Raw genomic sequence first — 17458 nt, 5'->3', positions numbered from 1 at the left:
TGAGCCGGGCGCCGTCGGTCAGGCGGCGCTGGCGGCCGCCGCCGACCCGCGGCTCTGGGGCTGGTCCAACCTTTCCATGAGATAGGCCAGATCCTCACGCAGCACGTTCGGTCGCTGCGTCAGGAAACGCTCCAGCATGCGCTGGCGGAACAGGTCGCTGGAGGTGTCCGCCCCCTCGGAGGACAGGGCCCGCCAGGTGTCCACCCCGGCGCGGAACGCCTGAAACAGGCGCGGCGGCAGACCGGCCCGGTCATAGATCGCCTTCAAGCCCAGGGGACCTGCGTCATGGATCATCAGCCAGGCGCGCTGATGCGGCGTATTGGCCAGTTCCGCCAGACCATGTTCGAACATCGTCATCTGGCCGCGCGCCAGGGCGCGCAGCAGCAGGGAGGCGTTGAGCGACTTGCGAAGGTTCAACTGGGCCATGAAGGCGCCGATGTCCGCACTGGAAGCCGCCTGATCGACCAGATCGACGGTCGCCCGTTCGCGCGCATACTGGGCCAGACGGATCGCCGTCTCGGGCGCCACCGCATGCCGGGCGACCAGATGCTCTCGCACCGTCTCGCTGGCCAGGGCGATCAGCCGCTCGGTCACATGCAGCGGCAGAACCTGGCGATAGGCGACAGCGGTAACCACCTCGGGCGAGGCGGCGAACCGGTCCACGATCACGCCCAAGGCCTGTTCCGACAGATCGGCGTTGTCATTGGCCGCCAGCATTCTCACGGCCTGTTCGCAACCGACATCCGCCAGCACGCCCGCGACGTCGCGCGACACGCGCGGCCGGCCGGCGACCGCGACCTGGCGCACAGGCGAACCGGCGCGGACGATTTCAATAAGATCCTCGTCGCTGAAGACCGGAGAAGCGCTGATCACCGGCAGGGCGATGCTGTCGATATCGGCCGCGAGCCGACGCGCCACGTCGATCGGAAGCAGATCCGACGCCTTCAAGGTCACAGCCATGGCCCGCCGGACCAGTTCGGCTGCATCGTTGGCCAGGAGGCGCAGAATCTTCTGGGCGGCTTCGCGGTCCCGTTCGTCCAGATCGGCGCGATCCATGCTGCGGCACAGCTTATAGGCCGCCTCCGCCCGGTCGTCGTCCTCCGTCGCCTTGATCAGGCGCTGGATATCCGTCTCGGTCAGTCGGGCGCGATAGGCGGTCATGGATGGCTCGTTCGGGAATCGGGCGTCCCCGATACGATCATCCTGCCATGCTTAACGCCCAGTTTACCATCGGGGCGTTTCGGCAGAATTTCCGCCCGCGCAAAACCTGTTTAGGCGCCCTGGGCGTCGTCCGGCGAGAAGGCGCCGCCGAAGCCGCCGCCGGCCGATCCGTCCTGCCCCAGCAACAGGGCCAAGAGCCCCTGATCCTGCTTCAAGCGATCCAGGCGGGCCGCCAGCATCTGGTCCCGGTCGCTGAGTTCCGGCGCCACGGGCCGCTCATCGCCGACGCCCGCCGCCGGCGCCCCGGTCCCGGCCGTGCGTTGCAGATTGGCGTAGACTTCGGCCACGGTGGCCGGCCGCCCATCCTTGTAGAAGATGCTGCGGTTGGCGCGGGCCGCTTCGGGAAACAGGGCCGCCGCGCTGCCGCCCGGGTTGCGGTCCATGGCCGTCATCAGACTGGCCGCACCCGCCGGTCCCAGAAAATGGGCCGCATAGAGGTCGCCCGCGCCCGGCTCCTTGCCGGTGCGGCCCCGCAGATAGGCGGCGTTCGACGCCGTCAGCTCCGCCGCCATGGTCGAGGCCGCATGCGGATCGAACCGCAGGTCCAGAACCACATTGCGGGCCGAACCCTCGACCCGCCAGCGCCCGTCGGCGCCGCGGTGGATCAGATCCGCGTACTGGCCGTACCCATGCTGGGCGCCGTGCTGTTTGACGGTGGCCAACCAGGTCTGTTCGATGAATTGGAAGAGACCCGCCGCCGATGAGGTCGGCGCCTTGGCCGAAGGATTGAGCGCGCTCTCGCGTCGGGCGGTCTTGACCAGGAAGTCGTAATCGACGCCCACCGCCTGGGACGCGCGCTGAATCGCCGCCTCAACGCCGCCCGAAGATGGAATCGCTCGGATGCCCATAACAGGCGGAGCCTCGTCGAACATGGTTAACCAACCCTTAATCGTTAAGACCGGCTTTAACCGTAAGGTCAAGCTTTCGACCTTCGTCGACCGCTGAAACACCGCCGCAATCCCGCCACAACCTGGGCGCTCACTTTCGGTTACGGGCGCTGCGGGGGCGGTGAACGAGGGAGTGTCGATATGATGATCCGCGCCGCCGGAGGCCCCGGCGCCGTCAACCCCATCGACTATGGGGAACGCAAGAAACCGATGCCGCGCTGGATGCCGGCCGCCATCGGGGTTTCGATCCTGGTCCATGTCGGCATAGGCGTGGCGCTCTACACCCAGCGGTTCGAATTGAAGCCGGAGCCGGTGATCGACGAACTGCCGCATGTGACCGTCAGCCTGGCTCCGCCGGAGCGCAAGCCTGAGCCAGAACCGGTCCAGAAGGTCGCAGCGCCGCCGACGCCCCTCCACCCGCCCCGCAACCCTGCGCCGGCCGATGTCGAGACCGTGGCCTTGACCCCGCCCGAGCCGTCGGCGGTCACGGCTTCACCGGGCCTGCCTGTCATCAGCACGGCGCCCAGCGGGGTCGAGGGCGGAACCGCGACGGTCGAAACCCCCGTCCGCGCCGTCTCCGTCATCAACAACCCCAGCTGGGCCAGCCGCCCCTCGTCCGCCCAGATGGCGCGGGCCTATCCCAGCCGGGCCGCCGAAGACGGCGTTTCGGGCGCGGCCACCCTGTCCTGCCTGGTTCGCATCGACGGCGGCCTGACCGCCTGCCGCGTCGCCGGCGAGACTCCGAACGGCCAAGGCTTCGGTCGGGCGGCTCTCAGCCTGACGCGCGCCTTCCGGATGAACCCTCGCACGGTCGACGGCCGTCCGGTGGATGGGGCGACGGTGAACTTCACCGTCCGCTTCGCAATGGAGGACTAGGTTTCGGCCTGAAATCGCCGAGGATCGAGGGCGTGGGCGTAGGCTTGCGGCGTTCGCCCCTCGATCGCATCGGCGACGACGGCCCCGACCATCGGCCCCAGCAGCCAGCCGTTTCGGCGGGGGGCCAGAGCCAAAAACAGGGCCCTGCCGTCCGGCGCAGGGCCCGCCATCGGCAGGCCGTCTGCCGAAGCGCCTCGCACCCCGACACGCCAGTCGATGTCCAGCGGCGCAGGCGTCCGACCCAGAACGCGCCAGGCGGCCTGGCTCAGCCTTTCGCCCATGGTCCAGTCCGGCGCGGCGTCGCGACGCCCCGGCTCCATCGTCGCGCCGATCACCGTTCCGCCGGCCATCGGCGCCACATAGGCGCCGGGACCGCGCACCACATGATCCGCCAGAGTCTCGCCGGTCACGCCGATCTGGCCGCGAATGGGCTGAACGCCGTCGACCAGCCGCCGCGTCGCCTCCGGGGCCCCCTCTATCGCCGCCTCGACCCCCGTCGCCAGCACGACCGCGGCGGCGGACAGGCTGCGTCGGCCCAGTTCGATCGACCAGCCGTCGGCCGTCTGAACCAGGGCCGAGACGCGGTCCTGCACCACAGCGCCGCCTTCAGCCTGCGCCACCGCCTGGGCCAGGGCGCCCAAGGCCTGGCCGGGGTCGATCTGATAATCCTCCTCCGTGATCAGCCGGTCGCCGGTCCGACGCGCCTCAAAACCCAGGGCTTCGAATCGCGCCGCCAGGCCGGCGACGTCCCCGCCGCGCCATTCAGCCGGTCGGCGCGCCAGGGCGACGCCAGCCGCCTTGGCGAAGTCGGGCCACAGGTCGCGTCCGGCGCGGAACAGGGCCGCCGTCTCGGGCGTAACGTCGTCCAGGACAGATTCCATCGCCGGCGCCACCATGCCGGCCGCCACGCTCGACGCATTCGCACCACCCGGGTCGATGACCGTCACCGCATGCCCCCGCCGGGTCAGGCTGAAGGCGGTGCTCAGGCCCAGCACGCCGGCGCCCACGATCACTATGGCAGGGGATGACATCACGCGCCCCAGATCGGCCCAGGCCGCTCAGAATGCAAGCCGCCGCCCTTGGACCTTTGGTCCTAGCCGCGCGCCCGCGCCCGCCGAACCATTGCCTAATCTTAATGGACGACAGCCGCACGACGCCTTGTGGGAACGCCGTTCTCGCGCCAAGCTCATCCTATGCAAACCGTCATCGAGATCCGCGGCCTGACCAAGACCTATGGGACGGTGAAGGCCTTGGACGGCCTGACCCTGTCGATCCCGCGGGGCGGCGTCTACGGCATCCTCGGCCCCAACGGCGCCGGCAAATCCACGCTGTTTCGCACCCTGCTCGGCCTGATCCGCCCGACTGCGGGCGAGGCGACGGTCATGGGCGGCCAGATCGGCGATCCGGCGGCGACGCGGCGGATGGGCTCGATGATCGAGACGCCGCGCTTCCCTCCCTTCATGACCGCGCGTCAGGTCCTGGTCTGGCTGGGCTACGCCCACGGCGGCGTCGCGTCTTCGGACATTGAGGCCTGGCTGAAGCGAGTGGGCTTGGCCGAGGCGGCGGATCGGCGGGTGCGCGGCTTCTCGGTCGGCATGCTGCAACGCCTGGGCGTCGCCGCCGCCCTGATGACCAAGCCGGACCTCGTCATTCTGGACGAACCGACCAGCGGCATGGACCCGCCCGGCATCCAGGAGATGCGCGCCCTGATCCGCAGCCTGGCCGACGACGACGGCGTCACCGTCATCCTGGCTAGCCACCAGCTTCAGGAGGTCCAGCGCGTCTGCGATCGCGTCGCCATCTTCAACAAGGGCAAGGTGATCACCGAAGGCCGGGTTTCGGACCTGACGGCCTCAGGCGAACGTCTGCGCCTTTCGGCCACCCCGCTCGCCAAGGCCATGGGGGTGCTGGGCGACAAGGCGACGCTGGACGGCGACGCCCTGATCGCCGCCCTGACCCGCGCCGAGACGCCGGCGGCCATTCGCGCCCTGGTCGAGGCCGGGGTCGATATCGAAGAGGCCCGCTGGATCGGCGCCGACCTGGAAGACGTCTTCATGAGCGAAACCGGCTGGACCGGCGTACAGGGCGCGCCCGACAAGGGGACCGATCATGCTGGTTGATGCGCTGAAATCCGAGGCCTATCGCGTCTCGCGGAACCGGACGACGCTCTTCTTCAGCATCCTGCTGACGCCGCTGCTGTTCGTCTTCGGCGGGCTGGCCTACCAGATCATGACCAAGGCCAAGGGCGACGCACTGGCTGCCAAGGCCAATCTGCCCGCGACCTTGGGCAATCAGCCCGTCAATCTGGCCGAGGCCTTCGGCTTTGCGGCCGGCAACGGCGCCAACGGCGTGTTGTTGGTCTTCATGTTGCTGGCGGCGGCGGCGGTCTACGCCGGCGACTACCGCTGGGAGACCTGGCGACTGATCAGCGCTCGCAACGGCCGACCCTGGCTGATCCTGGGCAAGATCGGGGTGATGAAAGTCTTGGCCATGATCGCCATGCTGGCCATGCTGATCGCCGCCTTCATCTTCTTCGTCACACAGGCCCTGGTGGCCGGACGGCCGATGAGCTTCGACCTGTCCGACTTCGACCTGGTTCAGTTCCTTCTGACCTGGCTTCTGTCCTACATCCGGATCGTTCAATACGGCCTCATCGCCCTACTGGCGGCGGTCGTCAGCCGGTCCCTGCTGGCGACCCTGTTCGCCCCCTGGGCCCTGGGTTTCGCCCAGACCATCCTCGGGGGACCGCTGCTGCCCATTCTCGGCTGGGAGCCGAGTGACTGGGCCGCGCAATTGCTGCTGCCCGGCTTGGCCTATGACACTTTGAAAGCCGCCCTCGCTCCCGGCCCCATGCCCTTGCCCGAGGGCGTGGTCATGAAGGCGGTGGTCAGCCTGGTCCTGTGGTGCGTCGCGCCGGTCGCAGCCTCTATCGCCTGGTTCCAGCGTCAGGATCTGTCGAAGGAATAGGCGGAGGCGGGCTGAAGCCCCCCTGACAGCCGTTAGAGCCGCTTCTCCATGAAGACGTCGGCGCGGGCGTAGGGGGTCGGGCGGGGCGGCAGGTGGACGAAGCCGAAGCTCTCGTACAGGGCGATGGCCGGCTCCAGGGCGCTGTTGGTCTCCAGATACAGCAGGGTCGCGCCCGCCGCGCGGGCCGCCGCCTCGCAGGCCTCCAGCAGACGCCGCGCCAAGCCTAAGCCGCGCGCGGCGGGCGTCACCGTCATCTTCGACACCTCGAACCCGTCCGGAATGCGGATCAGGGCGCAGCAGCCGACCGCGTCCCCGTCCCGCTCGGCGATGAAGATCCGGCCGCCGCCGGCGATGAAGACCCCGTGCGGATCGTCGATGGAGCGCCGGTCCTTGGCCTCGACGGCGAAGCCGCCCTCGGCCAGCCAAGCCTCATTCAGACGGGCCCAGGCGGCGGCGTGGTCAGGGCGGAAATCGACGATCGCGACAGACATGGCCGCCTCTTGCCCGATCGCCACGCAAAGCAAAAGGGCGACCGGATCGCTCCGGCCGCCCTTTCGCGGTTCAGTCTCGTCAGAGACGAAAGGCTTAAGCCTCGTCGTCGCCTTCATAGGCCAGGACCGGACCGGAGTCCTTGCCCTTGGCTTCGACGTCGCGATCGACGAACTCGATCACGGCCATCGGGGCGTTGTCGCCGTGGCGGAAGCCGGCCTTCATGATCCGGATGTAGCCGCCGTTGCGTTCGGCGTAGCGCGGGCCGATCGTTTCGAACAGCTTGCCGACCTGCGGCACGTCGCGGACCTGGCTGATGGCCTGACGACGCGCGTGCAGGTCGCCCTTCTTGGCCAGGGTGACCAGCTTCTCGACGAAGGGACGCAGTTCCTTCGCCTTGGGCAGGGTCGTGGTGATTTGCTCGTGCTTGATCAGCGAGGCGGCCATGTTGGCGAACATGGCGGTGCGGTGGCTGGTCGTGCGACCGAGTTTACGATGGGCGGCGCCGTGGCGCATCAGGGTCTCTCCTACTCCGAACCCGGTATCTCCTGGGGAGACCTAGGCTCGTAATCTTCTAACCGCCCCGACATTCTCCCCGAGAGGAGACGGGCGGAGGGTTGAACTTAGATCTGGTCGTCGAACTTCTTGGCCAGATCTTCGATGTTTTCGGGCGGCCAGTTCGGCACGTCCATGCCGAGGCTGAGCCCCATGGTCGCGAGAACTTCCTTGATCTCGTTCAGCGACTTGCGGCCGAAGTTCGGGGTGCGAAGCATTTCGCCCTCGGTCTTCTGGATCAGGTCGCCGATGTAGACGATGTTGTCGTTCTTCAGGCAGTTGGCCGAACGGACCGACAGCTCCAGCTCGTCCACCTTCTTCAGCAGGGCCGGGTTGAAGGGCAGGTCGGGCTTGCCGTCCGACTGCTCGACAGCCTTCTTGGGCTCTTCGAAGGTGATGAAGATCTGGAGCTGGTCTTGCAGGATGCGCGCGGCGTAAGCCACAGCGTCAACCGGCGTGACCGCGCCGTTGGTTTCGACTTCCAGCAGCAGCTTGTCGTAGTCCAGCGACTGGCCCTGACGGGTCGGCTCGACGCGATAGGCCACCTTCTTGACCGGCGAGTACAGGGCGTCGACGGCGATCAGGCCGATCGGCGCGTCTTCCGGACGGTTGAACTCGGCCGCCACATAGCCCTTGCCGTTCTGGACGGTCAGCTCCATGCGGATCGAGGCGCCGTCGTCCAGGGTGCAGATGACGTGATCGGGGTTCAGAACCTCGATGTCCGCCGGCACGTCGATCTGGCCGGCCGTCACCACGCCGGGGCCCGTCGCGCGCAGGGTCATGCGCTTGGGGCCTTCGGCGTGCATGCGCAGCGCCAGTTGCTTGATGTTCAGAACGATGTCGACCACGTCTTCGCGCACGCCTTCCAGCGACGAGAATTCGTGAACCACGCCGTCGATCTGGATCGCCGTCACCGCCGCGCCTTGCAGCGAGGACAGCAGAACGCGACGAAGGGCGTTGCCGAGCGTCACACCGAAGCCGCGCTCCAGAGGCTCGGCCACCAGACGCGCCTTACGCTGGGCGTCGGAACCGATCTCGATCTGCGGCTTCTCGGGACGGATCAGCTCTTGCCAGTTTCTTTCGATCATTTTGTCCCTCGAACGGGTTTCGTCGGCTCCGGCCTTGTCGACGAGGCCATGGTGGAGCCGACGGAGATGGGGGTGCTTTAGGCGGTGTCGCTTAGACGCGACGACGCTTGGGCGGACGGCAGCCGTTGTGCGGCATCGGGGTGACGTCGCGGATGGTGGTGATCGTCAGACCGACGGCCTGCAGGGCGCGCAGGGCCGACTCACGGCCGGAGCCCGGACCCGAGACGTTGACTTCCAGCGTCTTCAGGCCGTGTTCCTGGGCCTTCTTGCCGGCGTCCTCGGCCGCCATCTGGGCGGCGTACGGGGTGGACTTACGCGAGCCCTTGAAACCCATGTGGCCGGCCGACGACCAGGAAATCGCATTCCCTTGCGCGTCGGTGATGGTCACCATGGTGTTGTTGAAGCTGGCGTTCACGTGGGCGACGCCCGAGGTGATGTTCTTGCGTTCGCGGCGCTTTACGCGACCCGGTTCCTTGGCCATCGGTCAGCTCTCTCTTACTTCTTCTTGCCGGCGATCGGCTTGGCCGGACCCTTGCGGGTGCGAGCATTGGTGTGGGTGCGCTGACCGCGGACCGGCAGGCCCTTGCGGTGACGCAGGCCGCGATAGCAGGCCAGGTCCATCAGACGCTTGATGTTCATCGAGGTTTCGCGGCGCAGGTCGCCCTCGACCGTATAGTCGCGGTCGATGGTCTCGCGGATCGACAGGACTTCGGCGTCCGTCAGCTGGTTCACCCGGCGGGCGGCTTCGATGCCGACCTTTTCGGTGATGTCCTTGGCGGCGGCCGGGCCGATGCCGTGGATGTACTGAAGCGCGATTTCAACGCGCTTGTTGGTCGGGATATTGACGCCAGCGATACGGGCCACGAAATTCTCCAGATACGCGTTATTCAGACGCAACAAACGCTCCGGTTAACAAACCAGGAGCGTGGCGCCCTTCGCGGGAAGGCGCCCTTATACAGATGATTCACCGGGCGTCAACGGCTGCGCGCAACCCTGCCGGCCAGACTTTTTCGGTCCACCGCCTAAACCGTCACTCAGACCCGCCTCGAACGGCGGCGATCAGCCTCTGTGCATCAATGTTGAACGCCGCAACCGGGTTCCGGTCAAGGGGCTTAGGCCGCCACCCTGCGAAGCGGTGGATCAGCGACGCGGGGGAATGCCGAAGTCGACGCCCACCGTCACCTGCTGCCCCTCGAGGGGACGCCCGTTCTCGGTCGGCGGCTGGAAACGGAAATAGTCGGCCACAGCCAGTCCCGCCGCCCCGAAGCCCAGGCCGACAGGGGTCTCCTCCACCACGCGACAGGCTTCCAGCCGGCTGTCTAACCGGATGCGGCAAGACAGTTCGACTCGGCCGTAGCGGCTGCGGGCCTGGCGCGGGTGGTTGGCGCGGACCTGGGCCATGGACGGCCCCGTGATCAGGCGCGGCCCCGTCGAGCCGCTGCCCGGCCCGGACCCCGCGCCGACGCCGGAACCCGCGCCGGTCCCCTGGCCGCCCTGACCCAACCCGGGTTCCGGCGAGGGGGAAGGCGCGACGCCCACGACCGGGGCGGGCTGGGGCGCCGGCTTCGACGGCGACGGCAGTTCGCGCGGGCGATCTGGCTGCGGCTTGGGCGGCGTGTGAATGCGCGAGGGCGCGGCCGGCGCCCCTCCCCCCGCCTTGGGCGCAGAGGGGCGCTCCAGGATCGGCGGCGGCGTATCATAGAGCACCACCTCGAACGGCGGGGGGCCGTCCGCCATGGGGGTCCGGGGGGGCCGGCCCTTCACCTGTCCCAGCATCAGGATCAGGGCGATTTCGGCGGCGGCGACCCCGCCGAAGACGGCGAAGGCGCGCCAGCGTCTGCGGGCGCGCCTTCTGTCAGACTGGATCTCGGTTTCAGGCATCCGTTCCCAAACGCCCGAAAACGACTTGGGTCACGCCAGGGCTTCGTCGATCGCCTTGGCGACGGACTCGATCGAGCCCATGCCGTCCGCCTCGGTCAACTTGCCCTGGGCTTCATAATAGGGAAGCAGCGGGGCGGTGTTGCGGTTGTAGGCGTCCAGACGGACCGCGAAGGTCTCGGGATTGTCGTCGGGACGGCCCTGTTCGGCGTAGCGTTTGGCGACCCGCTCCAGCAGGGCGGCGTCATCGACCTTCAGCCGGACCACGGCGTCGATCTGGGCGCCGCGCTTGGCCAGCATGGCGTCCAGGGCCTCGGCCTGGGCGACCGTGCGGGGGAAGCCGTCGAAGATGGCGCCCCCGGCGGCCTCGGCCTCCGGCAGACGATCCTCGATCAGGGCGATGACGATTTCGTCCGTCACCAGATCGCCGCGCGCCAGCACGTCCTTGACCTTGAGGCCCAGCTCCGAGCCCGAGGCGATGGCGGCCCGAAGCATGTCGCCGGTGGAGAGCTGGATCATGCCCTTCTCTTCCACCAGCCGCTTGGCCTGGGTCCCCTTGCCCGCCGCCGGCGGTCCAAACAGGATCAAGTTCACGCGCAAGTCCTCCCCAGGCGTCTTCTAGTCAACTCAGCGACGGACGGGCGTGGGCGCGCCACGACCGCCGCGACCGCGCAGCTTGGCCTTCTTGATCAGCCCCTCATACTGGTGCGCCAGCAGTTGGGACTGGATCTGGGCCACAGTGTCCATCGTCACCGACACCACGATCAAGATAGACGTTCCGCCGAAGTAGAGGCTGTTGCCCATCTGGGCGACCATGAACTCCGGCAGCAGGCAGACCGCAGTGATATAGGCCGCGCCGATCACCGTCAGACGGGTCAGGACATAGTCCAGATACTCGGCCGTGCGCTTGCCCGGACGGATGCCCGGCAGGAAGCCGCCGTATTTCCGCAGGTTCTCCGCCGTGTCCTCCGGGTTGAAGGTGATCGAGGTGTAGAAGAAGCAGAAGAAGATGATCAGGGCGGCGTACAGGGCCATGAACAGAGGCTGGCCGTGGGTCAGTTGCGAGGTGACCAGCGGCAGCCAGCCCAGATAGGACGGCAGGTCCGCATTGGCGGTCAGGCTGGCCACTGTGGTCGGCAGCATCAGCAGGGACGAGGCGAAGATCGGCGGGATGACGCCGGCGGTGTTGACCTTCAGCGGCAGGAACGAGCGCTCGCCTCCCGCCATCCGGTTGCCTTCCTGGCGCTTCGGATACTGGATCAGCAGACGGCGCTGAGCCCGTTCCATGAAGACGATGAAGACCACGGTCGCCACGGCCAGGACGGCGATGAAGAACAGGGCGAAGGCCGACATCTGACCCTGCTGGGCCAGGCCCAGCATCCGGGCGATGGTCGAGGGCAGAACCGCCACGATGCCCGCGAAGATGATCAACGAAATGCCGTTGCCGACGCCGCGCGCCGTCACCTGCTCGCCCAGCCACATCAGGAACATGGTGCCGCCCGTCAGGGTCACGACGGTCGAGACCAGGAAGAAAATCCCCGGATTGTCGACCAGACCCGGCTGGGCGTTCAGACCCGCCGCGATACCCAGCGACTGGGCCAGGGCCAGAAAGACCGTCAGATAGCGGGTGTACTGGTTCAGCTGCTTGCGGCCGCTCTCCCCGCCTTCCTTCTTCAGCTTCTCCCAGGGCGGATACACCGTGCCCATCAGCTGCACGATGATCGACGCCGAGATATAGGGCGCGACGTTCAGCGCGAAGATGGCCATCCGCTCCACCGCGCCGCCCGAGAACATGTTGAACATGTCCAGGATGCCGCGCTGACCCGAGGGGTCCTGGAAGAACTGCAGGAAGGCCTGCGAGTTGATGCCCGGGATCGGCACATAGGTGCCGATGCGATAAACCAGCAAGGCGCCCAGCGTGAACAGCAGGCGCTTGTGCAGCTCGGTCGCTTTGGCGAACGAGCCCATGTTCATATTGGCGGCGAGTTGTTCTGCGGCCGAAGCCATTATGCGTCCCCACGACTGACTGAGTCGTCAGATAGGCGGAAAGCGGCCCTCATGCGAGGGCCGCTTCCGTTGTTTCGTCGTCGCAGGTGTATTCAGGCCACGGCCTATACGCGCCGCGACGACGCGTTGTTCAGGCCTTGGAAGCGGCGCGCTTGGCGCGGGCCGAGACCTTGTTGGCGTCGCCCTTGGGCGCCTTGGGGGCCGGAGCCTTGCCTTTGGCGGCGTTGCGCTTCTCGACGCGGGCCGCAGCCTTGGCTTCGGCTTCGATACGCTGTTCGACGACCGACCCGCCCGCGGCTTCGATGGCCTTCTTGGCGCCGGCCGTGGCCGACCAGACGACCAGGTTCAGCTTGGCCTTGATTTCACCGGTGCCCAGCAGACGGACGCCGTCCTTGACGCGGCGGATCACGCCGGCGGCGACCAGGGCTTCACCCTTGATCTCGGCCGAGGCGTCCAGCTTGCCGGCGTCGATGGCGTCTTGCAGACGCCACAGGTTCACTTCGGCCAGCTTCAGGGCGTTCGGGTTGTTGAAGCCGCGCTTGGGCATGCGCATGTACAGCGGCATCTGGCCGCCTTCGAAGCCCAGCAGGCTGACGCCGGTCCGCGACTTCTGACCCTTGACGCCGCGGCCCGAGGTCTTGCCCTTGCCGGAGCCGGGGCCGCGGCCCACGCGCATGCGCTTCTTGTGCGCGCCTTCGTTGTCGCGGATTTCGTTCAGTTTCATGTGCCTGATCCTTTCGGGTGCTAGCGCCCGGACATTCGTCCGGACTCGGCTTGGAAAAAGAAAGTGGCGAGTGGCGAGTGATGAGTGGCGAGTCAAGAGAAATCGGTTGAACCGACACCCGGACTACTCGTCACTCGCCACTCATCACTCGCCACTTAGCGTAGCGAACAGTCTTACTTCTCGACCACTTCCACCAGGTGGTGGACCTTGGCGATCATGCCGCGAACCGAAGGGGTGTCCTCCAGGGTCACTTCACGACCCATGCGGTTCAGGCCCAGGCCCACCAGGGTGGCGCGCTGGTCGTTCTTGCGGCGGATCGGCGAGCCGATCTGCTTGATGGTGACGGTCTTCTTCTCGGCCATGACTTAGGACTCCACGGCTTCGGGCGCCGAGGCGCCGTCGTTGCGACGACCCATCAGATCCGCGACCTTCTTGCCACGCTTGGAAGCGACCTGACGCGGCGACGACTGGACCTTGAGGGCTTCGAACGTCGCACGGATCATGTTGTAGGGGTTCGACGAACCGGTCGACTTGCCCACGACGTCCTGGACGCCGAGGGTTTCGAGGACCGCACGCATCGGACCGCCCGCGATGACGCCGGTGCCGGGAGGGGCCGCTCGCATCATGATCTTGCCGGCGCCCCAACGGCCGTTGCCGTCGTGGTGCAGGGTGCGGTTCTCGCGCAGAGGCACGCGGATCATCGTCTTCTTGGCTTCTTCGGTCGCCTTGCGGATGGCTTCCGGCACTTCGCGCGCCTTGCCGTGACCGAAGCCGACGCGACCCTTGCCGTCGCCGACGACCATCAGGGCGGCGAAGCTGAAGCGACGGCCGCCCTTAACGGTGGCGGCGACGCGGTTGATGTGCACCAGCTTCTCGATGATGTCGCTTTCCGGGGCCTCGGCGGCGGCGGGAGCGTTGCGGTCGCGGCGATTACGATCGCCGCCGCCGCGTTGGGGTTGTTGCGCCATCTGTCGCGTCCCTTAGAAGTTCAGGCCGGCTTCACGCGCGGCTTCCGCCAGCGCCTTCACCCGTCCGTGATAGATGTACTCGCCCCGGTCGAAGACGACGTCCTTGACGCCCTTCTCGATGGCGCGCTCGGCGATCAGCTTGCCGATGGCCGTAGCCGCGGCGATGTCCGACCCCTTGGACCCCCTGCCGCCTTCCAGCGACGAGGCGGCCACGACCGTCACGCCCTGGGCGTCGTCGATGATCTGGGCCGAGATGTTCTTGTCCGAACGATAGACCGACAGACGCAGGCGACCGTTGGCGACAGCCTTCAGGCGACGGCGCGTGCGCTCGGCGCGGCGCTTGGCTTGTTGTCGAAGAGAAAGAGCCATGACTTACTTCTTCTTGCCTTCCTTGCGACGCACGGTCTCGCCGGCGTAACGGACGCCCTTGCCCTTGTAGGGCTCCGGCGGACGCAGCTTGCGGATGACCGCGGCGATCTGACCGACGGCCTGCTTGTCCGCGCCCAGGATCTTGATCTCGGTCTGCTTCGGAACAGCAAAGCTGACGCCGGCCGGCGGGTCGATGTCGACTTCATGCGAGAAGCCGAGCTGCAGCGACAGGGCGTTGCCCTTCATCGCGGCGCGGTAACCCACGCCGACCAGTTCCAGCGACTTCTCGAAGCCGGTGGTGACGCCGGTGACCATGTTGTCGACCAGGGTGCGCGACAGACCCCACATGGCGCGACCGCGCTGGGTGTCGGTCCGCAGGCCCAGCGACAGCTCGTCGCCTTCGTGCTTGACTTCGATTTCTTCGGCGACGGTCCAGGAGCGTTCGCCCTTCGGACCCTTCACCGAGACGGTCTGGCCGTCGAGCGTGACCGTCACGCCCTTCGGCACTGCGATGGTTTTCTTGCCAATACGGGACATGTCAGTAGACCCTGCAGAGGACTTCGCCGCCGACATTGGCGTCGCGAGCGGCGGCGTCGGACATGACGCCCTTCGAAGTCGAGAGGATCGAGATGCCGAGGCCGTTCTTGACGGGCTTCAGATCGCCGATCGCGGAGTAGACGCGGCGGCCCGGCTTGGACACGCGCGCGATCTCGGCGATGACGGGCTGACCGTCGAAATACTTCAGCTCGATCTCGAACTGCGGAAACTCACCCGGGTTCTGAACCAGGTTGTAGCCGCGGATGTAGCCCTCGTCCTGCAGCACGTCGAGGACGCGCTGGCGCAGACGGGACGCCGGGGTCAGCACCTTGGAACGCTTGCGGGTCGCCGCGTTCTTGATGCGAGCGATCATGTCGCTCAGGGGATCGTTGATCATCATGTCTCTTCGCTCCCCTTACCAGCTGGACTTGGTCAGGCCCGGGATCTGACCCAGGTTGCCAAGCTCACGCAGCGCGATCCGGCTCATCTTGAGCTTGCGATAGAACGCACGCGGACGACCGGTCACTTCGCAACGGTTGCGAATGCGGCTCGGCGCGGAGTTGCGCGGCAGTTCAGCCAACTTCAGGCGCGCGGCGAAGCGCTCCTCAAGCGGCAGGTTTTCGTCGTTGGCGGTCGCCTTCAGGGCGGCCCGCTTCGCGGCATACTTCGCAACCAGGGCCTTGACGGCTTCGTTGCGGTTTACGGCGCTCTTTTTAGCCATTGTGCTCTTCCCTTCCCGCTCAGTTCTTCAAGAACGGGAACTTGAACTCGGTGAGGAGAGCCTTGGCTTCCTCATCGGTCTTGGCCGTGGTGCAGACGACAATGTCCATGCCCCACATCTGGTCGATCTGGTCGTAATTGATTTCCGGGAACACGATGTGCTCCTTCAGACCGGTGGCGTAGTTGCCGCGACCGTCGAAGGACGTGCCCTTCAGACCGCGGAAGTCCTTCACGCGCGGCAGCGCGATCGTGATGAACCGGTCCAGGAACTCGTACATCTGGTCGCCGCGCAGGGTGACCTTGCCGCCGATGACCATGCCTTCGCGCAGCTTGAAGCCCGCGATGGAGTTACGGGCCTTGGTGGCGACGGCCTTCTGACCGGCGATGGCCGTCAGATCCTTGAGGGCCGCATTGGCCTTCTTGGAATCGGCGACGGCTTCGCCGATGCCCATGTTCAGGACGATCTTGTCCAGCTTGGGCACCTGCATTTCGTTCGTATAGCCGAACTTGGCCTTCATCTCCGCACGGATGCGGTTCTGATACTCGGCCTTCAGCCGGGGGGTGTACTTCTCGGTAGCCATCAGATGACGTCTCCCGTCGTCTTGGCGAAGCGGACCTTCTTGTCCCCTTCGATCCGGAAGCCGACGCGGGTCGCCTTGCCGTTGGCGTCGGCGATCGCGACGTTCGACAGGTGAAGCGAGGCTTCCTTGTTCTTGATGCCGCCCTGAGGGTCAGCCTGGCTCGGGCGCGTGTGGCGCTGAACCATGTTGACGCCTTCCACGACGACGCGGTTTTCGGAGGGCAGGACCTTCAGCACGGCGCCCGTGCGGCCCTTGTCCTTGCCGGTGAGGACGACGACGCGGTCGCCCTTCTTGATCTTGGCGGCCATGGTTACAGGACCTCCGGAGCCAGCGAGATGATCTTCATGTGGTTCTTGGCGCGCAGTTCGCGGGGAACCGGGCCGAAGATCCGCGTGCCGACGGGCTCGTTCTGCTTGTTGACGATGACGGCGGCCGACTTGTCAAAACGGATGACCGAGCCGTCCTTGCGTTGGATGTCCTTGGCGGTGCGCACGACGATGGCGCGCACGACGTCGCCCTTCTTCACGCGGCCGCGCGGAATGGCTTCCTTCACGGAGGCGACGATAGTGTCGCCGATCGAGGCGTAGCGGCGCTTGGAGCCGCCCAACACCTTGATGCACATGACCCGGCGGGCGCCCGAATTATCGGCCACTTCCAGGTTAGTTTGCATCTGGATCATAAGATCAGATCCTTCTGATTACGAGGCGGAGGCGTTGGAAAGGACTTCCCAGCGCTTCAACTTGGACTTGGGGGCGCACTCGACGATGCGAGCGACGTCGCCGACTTTGAGCGCGTTGGCTTCGTCGTGGGCGTGGTACTTCTTGGACGACCGGACGGTCTTCTTCAGAAGCGGGTGCAGCAGGGTGCGCTCCACCTTCACGACGACGGTCTTGTCGCCCTTGTCGGACACGACCACGCCTTCAAGAATTCGCTTGGGCATATTCGTTTCCTTACGAGGCCGCACGCTTCTCGCGCAGAAGCGTCGAGATGCGGGCGATGTCTTTGCGCACTTCACCCACGCGGTGGGTTTTCTCCATCTGGCCGGTGGCCGCCTGGAAACGCAGGTTGAACTGTTCCTTCTTGAGCTTCAGCAGCTCGTCGGCCAGTTGGTCGGTCGTTTGCGACCGCAGATCGGCGATCTTGGTCATTAGGCGGCTTCCTCAACTTGGGCGATGCCGGCGTCGATGCGGGTCACCACCTTGGTGCGGACCGGCAGCTTGGCGGCGCCGAGACGGAGCGCCTCGCGGGCGACCTCGTCCGACACGCCGTCGATTTCGAACAGGATACGGCCCGGGTGGCAGCGCGCGGCCCAGTAGTCCACCGCGCCCTTGCCCTTACCCATCCGGACTTCGGCCGGCTTGCCCGTGACGGGCAGGTCGGGGAAGACGCGAATCCAGACGCGGCCCTGACGCTTCATCTGGCGGGTGATCGCGCGGCGGGCCGCTTCGATCTGACGCGCCGTGATGCGTTCCGGTTCCAGCGTCTTCAGGCCGTACGACCCGAAGTTCAGCGAGAAGCCGCCCTTGGCCGAGCCGTGGATACGGCCCTTGAAGGCCTTGCGGTACTTGGTCTTCTTCGGTTGCAACATGAC

Annotated in this window: 27 protein-coding genes; 3 read left to right on the top strand and 24 right to left on the bottom strand. The window is 66.6% G+C overall.

What is annotated here, in order from left to right:
* Nucleotides 1–18: 18 nt before the first annotated feature.
* A complete protein-coding gene (gene spbR / locus ACW178_RS08735) occupies nt 19–1161 on the bottom strand; it encodes a SpbR family protein (protein ID WP_152949970.1) in 1143 nt (380 codons plus the stop codon).
* Between the two features lie 110 nt (nt 1162–1271).
* The gene (locus tag ACW178_RS08730; protein WP_054766910.1) at nt 1272–2069 is read right to left on the bottom strand and encodes a transglycosylase SLT domain-containing protein; all 798 of its coding nucleotides are present in this window, start codon (nt 2067–2069) and stop codon (nt 1272–1274) included.
* Between the two features lie 180 nt (nt 2070–2249).
* On the opposite strand from ACW178_RS08730, the gene ACW178_RS08725 reads away from it, so the two are divergent.
* The gene (locus ACW178_RS08725) at nt 2250–2984 is read left to right on the top strand and encodes a TonB family protein (RefSeq protein WP_054765483.1); all 735 of its coding nucleotides are present in this window, start codon (nt 2250–2252) and stop codon (nt 2982–2984) included.
* Here ACW178_RS08725 and ACW178_RS08720 read toward each other — a convergent pair.
* Nucleotides 2981–4015, bottom strand: a complete 1035-nt coding sequence (locus ACW178_RS08720) for an NAD(P)/FAD-dependent oxidoreductase (protein WP_287104339.1) — start codon at nt 4013–4015, stop codon at nt 2981–2983. The genes ACW178_RS08725 and ACW178_RS08720 overlap by 4 nt on opposite strands.
* A gap of 162 nt (nt 4016–4177) precedes the next feature.
* Between ACW178_RS08720 and ACW178_RS08715 the strand changes: the two genes are divergently transcribed.
* Both ACW178_RS08715 and ACW178_RS08710 read left to right on the top strand, forming a co-directional pair.
* Nucleotides 4178–5104, top strand: a complete 927-nt coding sequence (locus ACW178_RS08715; protein ID WP_191558355.1) for an ABC transporter ATP-binding protein — start codon at nt 4178–4180, stop codon at nt 5102–5104.
* Nucleotides 5094–5951: a DUF2705 family protein gene (locus ACW178_RS08710; RefSeq protein ID WP_191555508.1), complete on the top strand. Its 858-nt coding sequence runs from the start codon at nt 5094–5096 to the stop codon at nt 5949–5951. Before ACW178_RS08715 ends, ACW178_RS08710 begins: the two co-directional genes overlap by 11 nt.
* 32 nt (nt 5952–5983) lie before the next feature.
* Here the strand turns inward: ACW178_RS08710 and ACW178_RS08705 are convergent, their stop codons facing one another.
* The 21 genes from ACW178_RS08705 to rplP form a co-directional block, all read right to left on the bottom strand.
* Complete coding sequence (locus tag ACW178_RS08705) at nt 5984–6442, bottom strand: GNAT family N-acetyltransferase (RefSeq protein ID WP_191558354.1); 459 nt, start codon at nt 6440–6442, stop codon at nt 5984–5986.
* Nucleotides 6443–6536: 94 nt separating this feature from the next.
* On the bottom strand, nt 6537–6956 hold the full coding sequence (gene rplQ / locus ACW178_RS08700) for a 50S ribosomal protein L17 (protein ID WP_054765478.1): 420 nt from the start codon (nt 6954–6956) through the stop codon (nt 6537–6539).
* A gap of 107 nt (nt 6957–7063) precedes the next feature.
* Nucleotides 7064–8083: a DNA-directed RNA polymerase subunit alpha gene (locus ACW178_RS08695; RefSeq protein WP_054765477.1), complete on the bottom strand. Its 1020-nt coding sequence runs from the start codon at nt 8081–8083 to the stop codon at nt 7064–7066.
* A gap of 91 nt (nt 8084–8174) precedes the next feature.
* Nucleotides 8175–8564 carry a 30S ribosomal protein S11 gene (rpsK, locus tag ACW178_RS08690; RefSeq protein ID WP_054765476.1) on the bottom strand — a complete coding sequence of 130 codons (390 nt, stop codon included), beginning with the start codon at nt 8562–8564 and terminating at the stop codon, nt 8175–8177.
* Between the two features lie 14 nt (nt 8565–8578).
* Nucleotides 8579–8947: a 30S ribosomal protein S13 gene (rpsM, locus tag ACW178_RS08685; protein ID WP_054766909.1), complete on the bottom strand. Its 369-nt coding sequence runs from the start codon at nt 8945–8947 to the stop codon at nt 8579–8581.
* Between the two features lie 276 nt (nt 8948–9223).
* Nucleotides 9224–9964, bottom strand: coding sequence for an energy transducer TonB (locus ACW178_RS08680; RefSeq protein ID WP_492024467.1), 741 nt, complete (start codon nt 9962–9964; stop codon nt 9224–9226).
* A gap of 30 nt (nt 9965–9994) precedes the next feature.
* On the bottom strand, nt 9995–10555 hold the full coding sequence (locus ACW178_RS08675; protein WP_287104757.1) for an adenylate kinase: 561 nt from the start codon (nt 10553–10555) through the stop codon (nt 9995–9997).
* A 33-nt stretch (nt 10556–10588) separates the two neighbouring features.
* Entirely contained in the window at nt 10589–11968 is a 1380-nt protein-coding gene (gene secY / locus ACW178_RS08670; protein WP_182713952.1) for a preprotein translocase subunit SecY, read from the bottom strand.
* A 130-nt stretch (nt 11969–12098) separates the two neighbouring features.
* Nucleotides 12099–12692 (bottom strand): 50S ribosomal protein L15, encoded by a 594-nt coding sequence (gene rplO / locus ACW178_RS08665; protein ID WP_054765473.1) that lies wholly within the window; start codon nt 12690–12692, stop codon nt 12099–12101.
* A gap of 173 nt (nt 12693–12865) precedes the next feature.
* Entirely contained in the window at nt 12866–13054 is a 189-nt protein-coding gene (gene rpmD, locus ACW178_RS08660) for a 50S ribosomal protein L30 (protein ID WP_287103582.1), read from the bottom strand.
* Between the two features lie 3 nt (nt 13055–13057).
* On the bottom strand, nt 13058–13660 hold the full coding sequence (rpsE, locus tag ACW178_RS08655; protein ID WP_183215849.1) for a 30S ribosomal protein S5: 603 nt from the start codon (nt 13658–13660) through the stop codon (nt 13058–13060).
* Between the two features lie 12 nt (nt 13661–13672).
* Nucleotides 13673–14029, bottom strand: a complete 357-nt coding sequence (gene rplR, locus ACW178_RS08650) for a 50S ribosomal protein L18 (RefSeq protein WP_183215851.1) — start codon at nt 14027–14029, stop codon at nt 13673–13675.
* Nucleotides 14030–14032: 3 nt separating this feature from the next.
* The gene (gene rplF, locus ACW178_RS08645) at nt 14033–14566 is read right to left on the bottom strand and encodes a 50S ribosomal protein L6 (RefSeq protein ID WP_054765469.1); all 534 of its coding nucleotides are present in this window, start codon (nt 14564–14566) and stop codon (nt 14033–14035) included.
* Nucleotide 14567: 1 nt separating this feature from the next.
* A complete protein-coding gene (gene rpsH, locus ACW178_RS08640; RefSeq protein ID WP_054765468.1) occupies nt 14568–14966 on the bottom strand; it encodes a 30S ribosomal protein S8 in 399 nt (132 codons plus the stop codon).
* A 15-nt stretch (nt 14967–14981) separates the two neighbouring features.
* The gene (rpsN, locus tag ACW178_RS08635; protein ID WP_054765467.1) at nt 14982–15287 is read right to left on the bottom strand and encodes a 30S ribosomal protein S14; all 306 of its coding nucleotides are present in this window, start codon (nt 15285–15287) and stop codon (nt 14982–14984) included.
* A gap of 19 nt (nt 15288–15306) precedes the next feature.
* On the bottom strand, nt 15307–15867 hold the full coding sequence (gene rplE, locus ACW178_RS08630) for a 50S ribosomal protein L5 (RefSeq protein ID WP_054765466.1): 561 nt from the start codon (nt 15865–15867) through the stop codon (nt 15307–15309).
* The gene (gene rplX, locus ACW178_RS08625; protein WP_287103577.1) at nt 15867–16175 is read right to left on the bottom strand and encodes a 50S ribosomal protein L24; all 309 of its coding nucleotides are present in this window, start codon (nt 16173–16175) and stop codon (nt 15867–15869) included. The genes rplE and rplX overlap by 1 nt, the downstream gene beginning before the upstream one ends.
* 2 nt (nt 16176–16177) lie before the next feature.
* Nucleotides 16178–16546 (bottom strand): 50S ribosomal protein L14, encoded by a 369-nt coding sequence (rplN, locus tag ACW178_RS08620; protein ID WP_003164378.1) that lies wholly within the window; start codon nt 16544–16546, stop codon nt 16178–16180.
* Between the two features lie 18 nt (nt 16547–16564).
* Nucleotides 16565–16807 (bottom strand): 30S ribosomal protein S17, encoded by a 243-nt coding sequence (gene rpsQ, locus ACW178_RS08615; RefSeq protein WP_054765464.1) that lies wholly within the window; start codon nt 16805–16807, stop codon nt 16565–16567.
* Between the two features lie 10 nt (nt 16808–16817).
* Entirely contained in the window at nt 16818–17015 is a 198-nt protein-coding gene (rpmC, locus tag ACW178_RS08610) for a 50S ribosomal protein L29 (RefSeq protein ID WP_054765463.1), read from the bottom strand.
* Nucleotides 17015–17455, bottom strand: a complete 441-nt coding sequence (gene rplP / locus ACW178_RS08605) for a 50S ribosomal protein L16 (protein ID WP_054765462.1) — start codon at nt 17453–17455, stop codon at nt 17015–17017. Before rplP ends, rpmC begins: the two co-directional genes overlap by 1 nt.
* Nucleotides 17456–17458 lie beyond the last annotated feature (3 nt).

The sequence above is a fragment of the Brevundimonas sp. AVps4 genome (genome assembly GCF_058681525.1).
Note: the sequence above shows the minus strand (reverse complement) of the source record. Positions and strands in the feature narration are given on the sequence as shown.

Excerpts from the sequence above, each read along its gene's own strand:
- secY (WP_182713952.1), bottom strand. The coding sequence starts at position 11,968 with ATGGCTTCGGCCGCAGAACAACTCGCCGCCAATATGAACATGGGCTCG.
- rpsQ (WP_054765464.1), bottom strand. The coding sequence starts at position 16,807 with ATGCCCAAGCGAATTCTTGAAGGCGTGGTCGTGTCCGACAAGGGCGAC.
- rplQ (WP_054765478.1), bottom strand. The coding sequence starts at position 6,956 with ATGCGCCACGGCGCCGCCCATCGTAAACTCGGTCGCACGACCAGCCAC.
- ACW178_RS08720 (WP_287104339.1), bottom strand. The coding sequence starts at position 4,015 with ATGTCATCCCCTGCCATAGTGATCGTGGGCGCCGGCGTGCTGGGCCTG.
- rplF (WP_054765469.1), bottom strand. The coding sequence starts at position 14,566 with ATGTCCCGTATTGGCAAGAAAACCATCGCAGTGCCGAAGGGCGTGACG.
- ACW178_RS08710 (WP_191555508.1), top strand. The coding sequence starts at position 5,094 with ATGCTGGTTGATGCGCTGAAATCCGAGGCCTATCGCGTCTCGCGGAAC.
- ACW178_RS08705 (WP_191558354.1), bottom strand. The coding sequence starts at position 6,442 with ATGTCTGTCGCGATCGTCGATTTCCGCCCTGACCACGCCGCCGCCTGG.
- rplP (WP_054765462.1), bottom strand. The coding sequence starts at position 17,455 with ATGTTGCAACCGAAGAAGACCAAGTACCGCAAGGCCTTCAAGGGCCGT.
- rpsH (WP_054765468.1), bottom strand. The coding sequence starts at position 14,966 with ATGATGATCAACGATCCCCTGAGCGACATGATCGCTCGCATCAAGAAC.
- ACW178_RS08715 (WP_191558355.1), top strand. The coding sequence starts at position 4,178 with ATGCAAACCGTCATCGAGATCCGCGGCCTGACCAAGACCTATGGGACG.
- spbR (WP_152949970.1), bottom strand. The coding sequence starts at position 1,161 with ATGACCGCCTATCGCGCCCGACTGACCGAGACGGATATCCAGCGCCTG.
- rplX (WP_287103577.1), bottom strand. The coding sequence starts at position 16,175 with ATGGCCGCCAAGATCAAGAAGGGCGACCGCGTCGTCGTCCTCACCGGC.
- ACW178_RS08730 (WP_054766910.1), bottom strand. The coding sequence starts at position 2,069 with ATGGGCATCCGAGCGATTCCATCTTCGGGCGGCGTTGAGGCGGCGATT.
- rpmC (WP_054765463.1), bottom strand. The coding sequence starts at position 17,015 with ATGACCAAGATCGCCGATCTGCGGTCGCAAACGACCGACCAACTGGCC.
- rpsE (WP_183215849.1), bottom strand. The coding sequence starts at position 13,660 with ATGGCGCAACAACCCCAACGCGGCGGCGGCGATCGTAATCGCCGCGAC.
- ACW178_RS08695 (WP_054765477.1), bottom strand. The coding sequence starts at position 8,083 with ATGATCGAAAGAAACTGGCAAGAGCTGATCCGTCCCGAGAAGCCGCAG.
- rpmD (WP_287103582.1), bottom strand. The coding sequence starts at position 13,054 with ATGGCCGAGAAGAAGACCGTCACCATCAAGCAGATCGGCTCGCCGATC.
- rplO (WP_054765473.1), bottom strand. The coding sequence starts at position 12,692 with ATGAAACTGAACGAAATCCGCGACAACGAAGGCGCGCACAAGAAGCGC.
- rplE (WP_054765466.1), bottom strand. The coding sequence starts at position 15,867 with ATGGCTACCGAGAAGTACACCCCCCGGCTGAAGGCCGAGTATCAGAAC.
- rpsK (WP_054765476.1), bottom strand. The coding sequence starts at position 8,564 with ATGGCCAAGGAACCGGGTCGCGTAAAGCGCCGCGAACGCAAGAACATC.
- rpsN (WP_054765467.1), bottom strand. The coding sequence starts at position 15,287 with ATGGCTAAAAAGAGCGCCGTAAACCGCAACGAAGCCGTCAAGGCCCTG.
- ACW178_RS08680 (WP_492024467.1), bottom strand. The coding sequence starts at position 9,964 with ATGCCTGAAACCGAGATCCAGTCTGACAGAAGGCGCGCCCGCAGACGC.
- ACW178_RS08725 (WP_054765483.1), top strand. The coding sequence starts at position 2,250 with ATGATGATCCGCGCCGCCGGAGGCCCCGGCGCCGTCAACCCCATCGAC.
- rplR (WP_183215851.1), bottom strand. The coding sequence starts at position 14,029 with ATGGCTCTTTCTCTTCGACAACAAGCCAAGCGCCGCGCCGAGCGCACG.
- rplN (WP_003164378.1), bottom strand. The coding sequence starts at position 16,546 with ATGATCCAGATGCAAACTAACCTGGAAGTGGCCGATAATTCGGGCGCC.